This is a genomic window from Corticimicrobacter sp., assembly GCF_040137905.1.
In the GTDB taxonomy this organism is placed as follows: Bacteria; Pseudomonadota; Gammaproteobacteria; order Burkholderiales; family Burkholderiaceae_B; genus Corticimicrobacter.
In genome coordinates, this window is sequence record NZ_JBEFDG010000058.1 from 1 (window position 1) to 13258 (window position 13258).

The window sequence follows — 13258 nt, forward strand, 5'->3', positions numbered from 1 at the left end:
TAACTGCAGCCCTGGCCTTTCTGCGAGACTCCAGCACCTCTGTCGGGATGGGCTTGCCCTCCCGATGCTCCCGAGTTTCATACCAGTCGGTATCAGACAAATATTGCCTTGCCATTGCATTAATACGCTCTTGATCAGCGCGTGCGGCAGTTTCAGCTTTCTGCTCTGCCGTGCGCAAACCTGAAAGATCAATCTTGCTCATATACGGCTCCATTGTGTTGTTCAGATTCGAAGGCGGGTATTTCAAACTGTGGGGGCCAAGCGGTGTCAGGCAACGCAATCGGCCCATCATGGGTAACAATGATCGGCTGCGGAAACCGGGCTTCATGCGAGGCATTGTTTCCATCAGCGTGTGGCAGTACCAGCGCAATATGTAGCTTGCCGATTTCGTCTCGCTCAATGTCGCCAATGATGTATGCGCAGCCAGTAGCGCCAACACCATCCGGCAGCGTGGCTCCGTGCGAAATCACAGAAAAGTCGAAGGGGTCACCATTGATGACCAGTGTCTGCCCCTGACGCTCGAGAGTAAGTGCATCCAACGGGTTTGGCTCGTCGCGAGACTGCCCGCGGGGAATCAGCGTAATGATCATTTGTACCGTCCTATGGCAAATATTGAAAATACGTTTCCTGGCAGATTGCGCTCAGTCCTAAAGCTCCAGCTTGTTCCACCGCCCCAAGCGGTCCACGTCGGGTCATAATTGCTCGTTGGTACAACACACGCACTCACAGTGGCCCGCTGACCTGCCAGAAATGACTGTGGAAATGAGCCAGACGAAGTCGTAGTGGACGTTGCAGGATAAGTATTAAAAGGCGTTTCACATATTTGCAAACCATCCGGGTATCGCCAACTGCGACCGTTCACATTTTCAGTGAACACAACAGAGCTTTCGTTATACGTTTGCTTCCAGCCAGTCCAGCTCCCATTTGAGAAAGCATTGGCCCACGCGGACGTCGTGTCCCATGGCCTATAGGTTAATTGACGGTAATTCGTATTGAAACGCTTCACATCCAGAAACCCATAAGTACCAACACCGGCGGGAAGCCCAGTATTCCCAGCACAATAAAAATTCCCCGTAGGCAAGTCGTGCGTCAAGACATTCCCTGCGGGCACATTCAAATAACCACCAAGACCAAAGTCGTTAAACTTCAGCATCCGCCCGATCGTCTGATCAGTAGCGCTGGTCGTCACATCAGAACCCGCAGCAGTCCCTAAAGCCAATATAGACCTTGCCGCAGCTTTATCTTCGACTGAGCTACCTTCAGTCAGAACCGCGAGTCGCCCAAGCTCCAGAGACTGGCGGGCCTCAGTTTTATTTGATAAATCACTTAGATTTTTGCTTTTTAGCAGTACATCAGACGGTTCGATGCCTGCATAGATATCAATCAGTTCAGCAGCCCGATCAGCCAATCGTTTCGTGTAACCCAGCACCGGCACGATCCAGTAAGCCCGCCCACTTTCTGTTCCTCCCTGATAGTCAGGGGTAATCGACAACGCAGTATCGCTGGAGACCTTCGTAATCTCGTACATGCGCCCATCCGGCCCCTGCAGGCCATCACCCGCACGCACATTCTCGATCCAGGCAGTTCCTGTTCCTACCACATTCGTACTGTTTGCCGTAACACCAACCGTTCCAGTTCGATACCAGGCCATTACTGTTTCTCCTGCGGCTGCCCTGCTATCAATGCATCGATACGCTCTTGTAATTCACAATTTTGGACTGCCAGACTGTCAAACTCGGTCTTGATGGTGTGGTTCATCCCATTGATCAACTCAACAGTCAAACGCTGACCAGCGTTATTCATCAGCATCTGCGTGATTTTTTCCACAATATCTCCAGGCATAAAAAAACCGGCGTGTACCGGTTAAAAGTTACTCATCGTCTCAATCTGGCCCGATATGCGCCAGTGCCCCTCTCCAACCTTGGTCTCACCAGGTGGTTCCAGCCAACGGGCTCGTTTCTGCCCAACGCCACCAGGCCCGTCTATTGTTACCATAAACCAGTCGCTATAACCATGGATCGTATCCCGACAAAATCCAATGAATACGTCATACTCGTCACGATTCAAAAAAAAACTGATAGAAACCGTAATCGGAAAAACACGAAAACGGCGACGAGTACGCGCCATGCCGCCGTCCATTTCAGTCCGAACAAACGGTGCCTTCGGTTGACGCTGGAATCCATCCTGCAATGGGTATGGAAGGCCTAAAGGCCAAGTAGGAATTGTCATATATCACCCCAATTTAGGAGTCAGGGCGTACCTGCGCTCCATGGATCGAACAAATTGGCCCTGACCGCTGACCATTTCCCCTGCCATCTGCTTACTGACCTGTTTCCAGATCAGATCAATATTCAGATTTCCGCTTTGATCTCTACTGGCAGTTACTTCCGGGGCCCCTGAGGCTCCCTGGATGTTGACATTGATTTGTGGCTCTGACGCCTGCCCAGCATGCATTCGGGGTAGTTCTGCCCGGACCCCCAATCTGCCATCGGTACTGCGGGACAACGGCATGATTGCTTCCGTTCCTGCTTCGGCAAAAACACCTACCCCTTTGGCAAAATCAAACTGTTTCGGACTGCTGTAGACGCCATCCGAAAACTGGGACAGGCTGGAGCTATCGTAAACACCACCCAGCGCATTAGGAATCCGCAATCCAAGCCCGCCCGTACCCGTAAAGCCAGTACCGCTGCTCCCAGGTGAGATCCCCCCGGTTGGCATACTGACAGACGGGCTGAACCAACCTTTCATCAGATTGCCAAGTGCCCCTGCCAGGGGGGCAGTAATCGACTGCTGCACCGCGATCCTCACCATGTCCTGGACGATACTGTTCGCCAGGTCACTGAATGACAGCTTGCCCGTGAGAACAAACTGTACCAAGGCATCCTCCATGCCCTGAAAAGACATGGTCGCCAAGCTACTGACGTTTTGGAATACATTGGAGGCTTCGTCCGCATAAGCTATCAAGCCCTGCCGCGCACCAAGCGACCAGCTCGCCTGACGGCGATCCACCTCATCGTAATAACTACGATCCATCGCAAGACGACGCTGTAACTCGGTCTGAATCTTATCGGACTCTTCGCGATAGAATTCCTGCCCAACCACCCCCAAATCAACGTCGGAAGACAGTTGCACCTGATACGCCTCAAACTCCTTGTAGATTGTATGCTGTGACTGCTGACGCTCCATGGTTTTGCCAGCCACATCGAAACTATCAAGACGTCGCTGATACTGTTCATTCTGATTGTCCCGGGCCAGGCTCATCTGCTCATGCACCTGGGCAGCACGCTGCTGGAATTTCTGCACATCCTCACGAGTCTGCAGCTCTTTTTCCAGCGCCACATTGGTTTCCAACTGCATACGCAAGCGGTCTTCAGCTGCCAAAATTGACAAGTCATCTGCCGTGCGAATCTGCTTACCTTTGATATCAGCAATCCGCTGCTCAAGGCTCGCCATCTCAACCTGAGATGACATCAACTGATCCGTACCACTGAGTTGTGTACGGAGAAGCACCTCTTGCTGCCGCATAGACTCAAGCATCGACATAGCAGCATCCCCACGGCCAGCGGCACCTGTCTGCTTATTTCGCTCACGGTAGGCGGCAATCTGGCCCTCAATCTCCAGTTCAGACTTGCCGGCAGCAATGCCCGTTTCTCGGATGCGAGCAATCTCAATCTCTATTTTTGTCTGTCTGGAAAGGTTGCCCTCATGGATCTTGGACCACTCATCCATAGCGGCATGCCGGCGCTTGATTTCATTGGTCCCCCATGCCTGGGCTCCTGCGGTAAAGTCTGCCCCGGCATCTTCCCTCATAAGGCGTGCGATCCGTTCGTGTGCTTCATCAATCCTGCCAAGCGCACCTTTGGCGGCACCTTTGGCGTTCTCACTTATCATCGCCTTGTCTATTTGAGCAAACGTGGAGAGGGCAGAAAAGCCAAAGTCTTCCAGGGTTTCCGTGTTCGTCCTGATGTCATCCTCATACCCCTGAATCTGTTCGGAAACAGTGGCGGGACGCCCAACCCCCATGGCTGCATCCCAATACTCTTTTACTGCATTCCTAGCCAAATTCCATCCGCGCTCCACATATCCCAACTGGCTCCCCACCTCGCGTAATCGTTCATTGGTCACACTAGCGTAAGTTTCCTGGGCGAGCCGTGCAGCGTCTTGCTTATTTCCCTGCTCTTCCAGAGCTCTGATCTGATCATATACAGAAGTCGTCAGAAAATTGTAGGTGTTGTTCAGTTTGACTGCCGCCTGAGTTGGATCCTCTGCCAGCTTTGAAAACTCATTAACTGTCGTCTCTATTTCTTTACCAAGAATCTGATTCGCTCGCAGGGCAACCTCACCTACCAATTCAAGCTGCTCTCCCGAGATCCGTCCTGTCTTGGCGATCTCCGTCAACGCCTCAACCGCCCTGTTACGCGTCACCCCATCAAGGGCATCCAGACGTGCTGCCATGTCGGATACCTGATCTGAGGTCACGCCAAGCGAACCACCCGTCATGGTCAAATGTGTCTGCAACTCCTTCATTTCCTGAGATCCGCTATAAGCAGCCACACCAAGTGCCGCGACTGCTGCAGCAGCAACACTGACCGGCGTAACCATGCCCATCAGGATACCGCCCAAGGCTTGCACAGCGGGGATCGCCGCACCAAATGTCTGGGTTAGTTTCCCCTCCCGTAAAGCGGCAAGAGAATCCATGATTTGTGCCAGATCATGCACAGCACCTATGGTAGCAACGACCGCGTCCTTGTACTCATTGAACGCCCCCCCTCCAGAGCGAAGAGCGGACTCTTGATTACGCAAATTCGTAATATACAGAGTGCTTTCATCAACCAGTCTTTGCGACATGGCCTGCATTTCCAAAATATCTGCAATGGATTTTCCTATTGCATCAGACCGGTTTTGTAGCCCATCAATTAGTGATCGCTCAGCAGCAAAGCGCTTTTCCTGTTCTGCCATGTTGAGACTCTCTTGTGTTGCCTCCGCCATTTGGTGACGGAACAAAACAACCTGCTGGCGAGCCTCCTCAAGAAACTGCAATGGAATCCCTTGCATTGCCGCACCCATCAAGCGAATTTCTGCAGACGAACGCCCCAGATTCATGACAAGCTGCTCCGCATCACTAATTATTCTTTTCGTGACAGCCGATAGCTTAATGTATGCTTCTTGCGAGGCAGCAATCGTTTGATCAGTCATTTCAAGTGCCCATAAAAAAACCACGACTAGAGCCGTGGCCAGATAAAAACCCCGACAAAGCGGGGCTCAAGATGAAATCAATAAAAAACAGTCAGGCATCATAAGTGCCATCGTGTTCAATTTCATGCTGCCACTTCATAGCTACTGCCGTGAGTAAATAGCCTTCAAAGCACCTTCCTCAATCAGCCTAATGTCAGCCATAATAATCTCGGCATCTTCTCCGACCACCCCCTGGCGATCCAGATCTGAAAAGAACACCATATAGTCGAGTCCGGATGCACCTCCAGGGCCATGGCGCCATTGTGTCCAGTTGCGCATGTACAGATCAATGGCCGGCCAGCTCTCTGGCCAGACTTCAAAGGCTGTATCACCCTCGAAATCTTCCATGGACAGTCCCAGGCCGGCCAGTGCATCAGCGTCGGGGTCCGGCGTATGCAGCACCTGACCAGCCTTGATCAGTTTCCCGAGCGGCCCTCGGAAATAGCCTGACGGTAGGCTTGAGTAATCGCCTCAACAACCTGCGGATACTCATCAATCAACAGTAAAACATTGCTGCGATCAAACGTCTGGGGCAAGTCCCACCCTTGCATAATCTGCATCAGGTAATCTGCACGGTTACTGTCGAGCTTGTCAATCCACTGCACTTGACTGATCTCGCCGACATCTCCTGTAGCGATTACCGGATTTTGTTCGGACTGAGTACGTGCCTGTGCGATATTGGCATCAATAAATTCGGCAAACTCCCGACGCGTCCGGTAAATATAGTCAATGCGAATAACATCTTTCGTGCCGTCGAGATGTTCGAACTTGACCTTGAGAGATACGGTATCAGGGCGGCTGCCCAAAATGACTTTTGCCATGGTAATCCTGTGTTGAAAAAAGGTAGGCCATCTCCGGCATGCGCCAGGAGATGGCATATAACGTTACAGAGCCGTGTAGCGAGTCGGGCGCGCGGTCAGGGAAATAACCACGCGGCCAGACATCGGATTATTGCGCTGCATCTGCGGGTTATCGTTGTACGAAACATAGCCCGTATACAGAATGATGTTGCCGGAAGGCAGTGTCAGCCGCAGCAATTGCTCTTCCTTTGACTCGTCGGCTTCTTGAAGTGCAGCATCACGGTCAGAATCCGGATCGTCGCCCAGCGAAAGACTCATCGACTGTGGATTACGTGTGGTCGGGACCTGGGTTTCATCATCATCCTCCAGATAGGCTCCCGTCCAGAATTGCTGCTCCCCTCCTGACGATGACACCTCCAGGATCTTGTCCACTTGCTGCCAACGAGTCGGCAAAAGGATCGAACCCACGCCACGACCGGCCGAAAAACGAGCCGTCTTGCTCGTGTCCAGCCCCGCCAGTTCGAACTCATCCGCCTCCACTGCGCCAACTCGGACACCCCGACCATTAATGCGTGACCAACCTGAGCGCAACAAAACAATATCGCCTTCGGTCAGACCGTGTGCGACACTTGTCGCTTCGGGTGGTTTGGCATTGGTAATCGAAGTCACAGTTTTGGCTTCAGCGAATACCGTAGCCAACTCCAAAATGCTCCCGTTCGGGAATGTAAAACGATCTTGTGCCATGCTTGGCTCCATAAAAAAAGCCGCTTAAAGCGGCAGACAATAACTGGGCGGTGAAATAACCCAGATACGAAACAAAAAAGCCCCGACAGCTTCGAGCTGACCGGGGCCGGAATATTTTATGTTCAGAAATTAACTCAACGTGGGAATTCACTTCATAGTGGACCTCTCGGGGCCAGCCATGACAGGGACATCGTGACAGCTTTATATGGAAGCATCCTTTTTGAAGCTCCCCTTGACAGTCCGTACGGACAAAAAAATACCCGCTTTCCTTGAAGGGCAAGCGGGTTTACTTTTTTAGGACGCAATTCTAAGAATCGAACATTGACTCCATTTTGATACCAAAAAATCTCACTGTCAAGAACTCTTTTCCAAAATCCCTGCTTTTTTGAAGCACTCGGTAGCCATGTCCAGTGCCAGCGACTCAATTCCTGGTGTATCAGCCCCCCTCTCACCTCGCAGCCAGCGCATGATGTCAGCGTTGGCCCTAAAGGCCGCTGCCCGACTCACACCACATTGACTCCCAATATTTTCAAGCGGAATTTTTGACTTTTCAAAATATCGCAATACCAGGCTTTTTGATAGCGCCAAGGTCACACTCGGGCGATCGATCACCTCACGAGCACGAACGGCAATCACATGCAGCGATCCCATCCACTCAGGATGCCGTCCTGGGTGACCACAACACTGGCATTGTTTTTCCTTCACTCCATAGCGAGCGCGCAGCAATGCGAAGTGCAGCTCGCTCAGGTTGCGCTCCATGCACTGCAGCATCATTCCAGCCTGAGCCACTCCATCTACCCCACCCAAGCCACGGGCATCATATCTGCTGGCCCCTCCATCTGCGAGCCGACTCATCAGCGGGCGCCTGGGAGTTCCATTGGATCTGTGAAAAGTGAACACCAGCGCCTGGTGTGCGCTTGCGAAAAGTGCTTCTGTTTCAGTTTGCATACGGGTCATGCTCCTACCTCTACCCACATCTCCTGACAACGAGCTTCATGCATCATGCCTGCCATCTCTTATGTTCCTTTGTTACCGACCAGGCCAAGGCTTGATCTGCTGTTTTGGGTTTCGCGCACAAATGTTAGCGTTACGCTCAAGACAAATCAATAGCGTTTTGCTCATTTCAATTCTTAGCGTAATGCTCTTAAATAGAAGGTATGGTCATGACTATCGATTCCATCCGACGCACAAACCTGACCGCTCTCGTACTGGAGAGTGGCGGTATCAGTCGCCTTGCTGAAAAAATCGGGAAAGATCCATCCCAAGTCAGTCAATGGGTCAACGCAGCACCCGATTCGCGCACCAAAAAACCTCGAGGAATTCGCTCAACGACATGCCGAGACATTGAACGGCTACTTGGCAAACAAGAAGGCTGGATGGATGCAAATCACACAGATATCCCCACTCCCTCTCTGGCTGGCTGGCCTTTCCTGTCGATCACTCCCGAGCGATACGCACAGCTACCCGATCGACTCAAAGGTCTCATAGAAGGCAGGGTCATGGCCATGATCGAGGAATGGCTACCTGACGAAAAATAACTCATTGAATTTAGGCCTTACGCGACGAGTACAGGAGCAAGGGGCTAAGCGCAATCTGAAATTAGCAAGATATGGCGGCAAAGAACATCAACTACAAGTACTGGGCATCGCTGGACAAATGGACACCAAAAGAGACCGCCCTCTTAATGGCCGGCATGGACCCAGACTCTCACAAAGACATACGGCTAAACCGCAGGGACTTGCCTGGTGAGTACACAGTAGCTGCAGGCCTTGCAAGGGCACACCGAAGAATCGATTGGCAAGGCAGATATGGTCTGGACAGATATCAAATCGCAGAGAATCCCCTATATGCCGTTAACGCACTGGTCTCCGCAGGCTGGGACGCTCCAAACGATCTGTTGAATGCACTACGCGAACGCGCAGAAAGGGATCACCTGCTATATTCGGCAGTTGCAACTGACTCCTCCGATGACGACGAGGATCCTCGCCGCACAAGCTCTGCTGCAACGCTCGAACGCAACACGATGCTGAAGCTGATTATTGGACTCGCCTGTGGGGGATATGGAATGCATCCAGACGCAGAAAAGAACCAGCACGCAAAAAGCATGAGAGAGGATCTAGAAAGACTCGGCATCCCTCTTGACGATGGAACAATCAAGAAATACCTCGACGAAGCTCGCCAGCTCCGCAAGCGCCTTACCGTCGAGCCACACTCAAAAATTTAATATCCGCTGCTGACGCACAGCAGAACTTTCAGAGTTATCCGAAGCAAAAAAACATGCTGTGCAAGCAAGCGGCTCCCTTTCTTTCGTCGCGCCACGCTTTCTTTCCCGCCCCATAAACCCTAACAGATCATCCGAATTCGGATGCACCTGAACGGATTAGGACGCAATCCCCTCCAGGGAAGACATACTTCCTCACAATCGCTTGGTCATATCGACCCGGAATGACGAGCAACACCCAAAAGAGCGTTACGCTTTTATCTAATGGCATTGCCAAAAAATGAGCGTAACGCTATTATTAGACCCTGGAAGTCAGGATGGATTACCTAAGTCGCTACTGAACCGTCTCCCTTGCAACACTTGAACAGTAAGAGAACCTCATGTCTGGAATCATTCCTCCACTCGAACAGATTGGAGCATCAACACATCAAACCCAAACGACCTTCGACGACTCAAGACCACCTTCCTCCCTTTCCGCCGCCGCGCTCGCTGAAAGTCTCAACCATACACTTATGGATAATGTGCTCTATCCTTTACAGCAATCTGAACATGCTTTCGAGTTGCTAATCACCCTTCAAAAGATCATCTCAGAAACAGTCGAAGATGGTTTGGCTACCCCACAGAAAACCCCTAATTCTGAACGTCTCGCCTTGAACAGAATCAGAAGTCTTTCCGCGATTACAGGACATCTTGCCAACAAATTTTCAGATCTCGTCGGAGAAAAAAAAGAAGAGATCAGCAACAACCTCCTTTCTAATCCAATTACATCATCACCCAAAACAATAAAATTATGAAATTTTTAAAATACACTATGTCAACAACGACGCAGGAACCATCCACTCAATAATCAAAAAAATCATAGAAGATCGCAACACGCCACCACCAGAAACGCGCTCCAAAAACCACCGAAGCGACGACTTTTCTGTAAAATAAACCACAATTAATTTTTTAATTAAAAAAACAAAATCTCAAAACAAACCCTACAACCAAACTCAGACAGAAAAGGACTCATGAAGTGACCCCCCTCTTCACCTTTGATTCGCAACGTGAAAAAATGCATGCAATCATGATGCATCGTATTATGATCTGCTGGCCAAAAGCAAATTTACATCCAGCAGGAAAGAATTCACGATCGTGGCATTCCCTGCCGCCAAAAATTATAAAAAAAAGGCCATTTGAAATATACAAATCAGCCTATCTGGACGCCATGCAGGATTTTTTTGAATTCCTAAATAAAAAAGAAAACGAGTTGAATTCAATAATTCAAAAAAAAACACCGGAAGATGTACCGAAGCCGATTTCAAGAAACACACAACAGCCAACCGAACAATTCGAAAAAGCGATCACACTAAAAGAAACGGCGCAAAGATTGGGCTTGTCATACCGCACCATTTTTGAAAAACGCCATGAAATTGCTTTCCGATTACCAGGTTCTCGAGAATGGCGAGTATGGCCATCTCGACTTACTGAACTGACAAAGCCAAGAAAAAACCTGCCCCAGAAGCATACAAAAAAATCCCCAAGGATCAATTTATGCCGATTAAAATTCGCTCCATCACAGCCTTCCAGAACTTTTAAATCAAAACGTCACACGGCAGAAGAATTCAATTCAATTTTGAAAAAATAAACAGCACCAAACCACAAGAACCCCAAGAAAAATCAAGCTGAATAGCGCTCTACCAGAACCTGCCAAAATACCGCCCCAAAGGGCCGCATGCACAGGCTCCTTTGATTTCGAACGCTTGCGCCCATGCAAAAAGGCCGTCCAGCAGGACGGCCTTTCAGTTTTCCGAGGACAGGCTGTTTACACAGCCCGCCCGGAAACTTCCATCAGAACTTCGCCTGCAGAGACAGCGTCACCCGGCGCGGTTCGCCGTAGATCAGGCCGTTGTAGAAGCCGTACTGACGATAGTAGGTCTTGTCGAACAGATTGCTGACATTGAGCGTCGCCGACAGGTTCTTGTTGATTTCGTAGCGGGCCATGGCATTGAACAAGGCGTAACCACTCAGAGACACAGGGGAGTCATCGAAACCACCGTTACCATCGGGACGGCCTGGATACGGCACACCGATTGTCTTGCCCTGCCACGACACACCACCACCCACCGTCAGTCCGGCAAGCGCGCCCGACAGTCGATAGGTCGTGTTCAGGCGCAGCAGGTGGCGGGGGTCAGGCCGCTCGGCCGTGTCGTTGTTCTCGACATCCAGGTAGGTATAGCCCAGATAAACATTCCACGACGGCGTCAACGCACCCGCCAGCTCTGCATCGAAACCCTTGACCTTGATGCCGGTGCCGGTCATGTATGCCTGCGCGCCATCCGGGGTCAGCCGGTCACCATCGCGCAGTGCCACATCCTCCTGCTTGCTGCGAAATGCCGCCAGCGAGGCGTTGAGCGCGCCATTCAGCCATTCACCCTTGATACCGGCTTCGTAGCTGGCCCCCGTGATCGGCTTGAGCGTACCGCCACTCTCGTCTTTCTGGGTCTGGGGCGTGAAAACGTCGGTATAGCTGGCATAGACCGAGTAGGTCGGCGTCAGGTTGTAGACCAGGCCATAGTAAGGCGTCCAGGCCCGTGCCCGATTTTCGCCGCTGCGGCCTGTGCGTGTACCCGAGGCGTTGTAGCCATCGACATAGGTCTTGTATTCGCTGCGACGCAGACCGGCCACCAGGCTCAGGTCATCGGTCAACTCGAAGCGGCCGGCCACATAGCCACCATAGAGCGTGGTGCGGGTCACATTGCGCGCCCCGGTACGGAACGTCTGGTAGTTGCCGTATTCGCTGCCATCCCAGTAGCGCCAGTCGGTAACAGGCAGTTCCGTACGGTACTGGCAGCCGCCCCGGAATCCAGGAATGCCATCGATGCTGCAATTGCTGCCATTGAAGGTATACGACGTTTCGCGCAGACGCGAGCCATTCAGGCCAAACAGCAGCTCATGCTGGCGACCGAACAGGTTGAACGGTCCCGACAGATCCACCGCGAAAGCATTGTTCTCGCTCTCGCTCTCGGAGTGGATCGCATTGAGGTAGGCTCCGCTGCCATCCTGGCTCCAGTGCGGCCAGCGCACGCCACCATTGTTGACCTTGACGATGCCCATGTTGTTCAGATCATCGCGGCTCGTATAGGCGTAATTGGCACTCACTTTCCAGTCGTTCTCGAAGCGGTGATCCACCGAGGCAAACAGGGTATGGCCTTCGCGCTTGGTCTTGCTCCAGTCAGCCACCGGATTGAACTTGCGGCTGAAACTGGTTTCGGTGCCATCGGCAAACCAGATCGGCACATTGGCCCCCCAGGAAGCTCCGCGTGTGATGCTGTGCTCGTACTGGTAGCCGATACCCACCTGCGTGCGCTCGGTCACGTCCATCTCGACACTGGCCAGTACGCCCTGGCGCTCCAGCTTCTCGCGATCCCGGAACCCGTCCGAGTCCTCGGCGCTGACGACCAGGCGCGAACGAATGCGGCCATCCTCGGTCCAGGGCACGTTGATGTCACCCACCAGATTTTTCTTGTCCCAACTGCCGCCACGCAGCGTCAGGCTGCCACCAAACTCACGGCCGGGACGCTTGCGCACCAGATCGATCGTGGCAGACGGATCACCGATGCCGCCCAACAAGCCATTGGCTCCACGCACGATACCGACATGATCATAGAGATCCATGTTGAACGAATTGCCGGCACCGCTGAAGGCCGAGCCTCCCACCGTAGCGAGGCCGTCCACCTTGTAATTCGTGATATCGAAGCCACGTGCACGGTAAGTCGTGCGGGCACCATTGTCCAGTTCCGTGAATGTGATCCCGGTCGTACTGCCCAGCACGTCGCCAATGGTTTCCATGGCCTGGTCGTCCATCTGCTGGCGCGTCACGACCGACACCGATTGCGGCGTCTCTTTCAGGCTCATGTTCAGGCCGGTCGACAGGTTCGAGTCCGGCACGGTATACGAATGGGTGTCCTCGGTCGGCGCATCGACCTGCCCGCCAATCTGGATGGCGGACAGGGTTGATACGCCCGGAGCCGTCGGCTCGGCTGAAGTGGCCTGCTGCGCCTGGGCATGGGAAGAAGCGGTCGCCAGCAACAGGCCGGCAGTACCGAACAGGACGGGCGAATACCAGGCCATCCGCTCTGGAGCGGCCTGGCCTGATCTGGAATCAGTGTGCATAGCGTGCGTCTCTATATAATTAAAACCAACAAGAACGAAATACGTTCACATTTACGAAGCCGCATTCTAGAAACGCACATCGCCGGCAATATGTTGCCGACAC

The 13258-nt window shown here is 52.3% G+C and carries 15 protein-coding genes; 4 read left to right on the forward strand and 11 right to left on the reverse strand.

Annotated features, from left to right (window positions below):
- From ABN482_RS09735 to ABN482_RS09780, 10 genes are all read right to left on the reverse strand, one after another.
- On the reverse strand, nucleotides 1-202 hold a 202-nt coding region (locus ABN482_RS09735; RefSeq protein WP_349503804.1), incomplete at its 3' end, for a hypothetical protein.
- Nucleotides 189-590 (reverse strand): hypothetical protein, encoded by a 402-nt coding sequence (locus ABN482_RS09740; protein ID WP_349503805.1) that lies wholly within the window; start codon nucleotides 588-590, stop codon nucleotides 189-191. The genes ABN482_RS09735 and ABN482_RS09740, both read right to left, overlap by 14 nt.
- A complete protein-coding gene (locus tag ABN482_RS09745; RefSeq protein ID WP_349503806.1) occupies nucleotides 587-1651 on the reverse strand; it encodes a hypothetical protein in 1065 nt (354 codons plus the stop codon). The genes ABN482_RS09740 and ABN482_RS09745 overlap by 4 nt, the downstream gene beginning before the upstream one ends.
- Nucleotides 1651-1827 carry a hypothetical protein gene (locus ABN482_RS09750; protein ID WP_349503807.1) on the reverse strand — a complete coding sequence of 59 codons (177 nt, stop codon included), beginning with the start codon at nucleotides 1825-1827 and terminating at the stop codon, nucleotides 1651-1653. Before ABN482_RS09750 ends, ABN482_RS09745 begins: the two co-directional genes overlap by 1 nt.
- 36 nt (nucleotides 1828-1863) lie before the next feature.
- Entirely contained in the window at nucleotides 1864-2229 is a 366-nt protein-coding gene (locus ABN482_RS09755; RefSeq protein ID WP_349503808.1) for a hypothetical protein, read from the reverse strand.
- Nucleotides 2230-2232: 3 nt separating this feature from the next.
- Nucleotides 2233-5196: a phage tail tape measure protein gene (locus tag ABN482_RS09760; protein WP_349503809.1), complete on the reverse strand. Its 2964-nt coding sequence runs from the start codon at nucleotides 5194-5196 to the stop codon at nucleotides 2233-2235.
- A gap of 141 nt (nucleotides 5197-5337) precedes the next feature.
- Nucleotides 5338-5583: a DUF1799 domain-containing protein gene (locus ABN482_RS09765; RefSeq protein WP_349503810.1), complete on the reverse strand. Its 246-nt coding sequence runs from the start codon at nucleotides 5581-5583 to the stop codon at nucleotides 5338-5340.
- 68 nt (nucleotides 5584-5651) lie between these two features.
- Complete coding sequence (locus ABN482_RS09770) at nucleotides 5652-6056, reverse strand: phage tail assembly chaperone (protein WP_349503811.1); 405 nt, start codon at nucleotides 6054-6056, stop codon at nucleotides 5652-5654.
- 63 nt (nucleotides 6057-6119) lie between these two features.
- Entirely contained in the window at nucleotides 6120-6779 is a 660-nt protein-coding gene (locus ABN482_RS09775; protein WP_349503812.1) for a phage tail protein, read from the reverse strand.
- Between the two features lie 354 nt (nucleotides 6780-7133).
- Entirely contained in the window at nucleotides 7134-7736 is a 603-nt protein-coding gene (locus ABN482_RS09780) for a hypothetical protein (RefSeq protein WP_349503813.1), read from the reverse strand.
- Between the two features lie 206 nt (nucleotides 7737-7942).
- Here ABN482_RS09780 and ABN482_RS09785 point away from each other — a divergent pair, with 206 nt between their 5' ends.
- From ABN482_RS09785 to ABN482_RS09800, 4 genes are all read left to right on the forward strand, one after another.
- A complete protein-coding gene (locus ABN482_RS09785; RefSeq protein ID WP_349503814.1) occupies nucleotides 7943-8317 on the forward strand; it encodes a hypothetical protein in 375 nt (124 codons plus the stop codon).
- Nucleotides 8318-8388: 71 nt separating this feature from the next.
- Complete coding sequence (locus ABN482_RS09790) at nucleotides 8389-9003, forward strand: hypothetical protein (RefSeq protein ID WP_349503815.1); 615 nt, start codon at nucleotides 8389-8391, stop codon at nucleotides 9001-9003.
- 377 nt (nucleotides 9004-9380) lie between these two features.
- Nucleotides 9381-9794 carry a hypothetical protein gene (locus ABN482_RS09795; protein WP_349503816.1) on the forward strand — a complete coding sequence of 138 codons (414 nt, stop codon included), beginning with the start codon at nucleotides 9381-9383 and terminating at the stop codon, nucleotides 9792-9794.
- Nucleotides 9795-10015: 221 nt separating this feature from the next.
- Nucleotides 10016-10627 (forward strand): hypothetical protein, encoded by a 612-nt coding sequence (locus tag ABN482_RS09800; protein WP_349503817.1) that lies wholly within the window; start codon nucleotides 10016-10018, stop codon nucleotides 10625-10627.
- Between the two features lie 203 nt (nucleotides 10628-10830).
- On the opposite strand, the gene ABN482_RS09805 is transcribed toward ABN482_RS09800, so the two are convergent.
- A complete protein-coding gene (locus ABN482_RS09805) occupies nucleotides 10831-13155 on the reverse strand; it encodes a TonB-dependent siderophore receptor (protein WP_349503818.1) in 2325 nt (774 codons plus the stop codon).
- Nucleotides 13156-13258 lie beyond the last annotated feature (103 nt).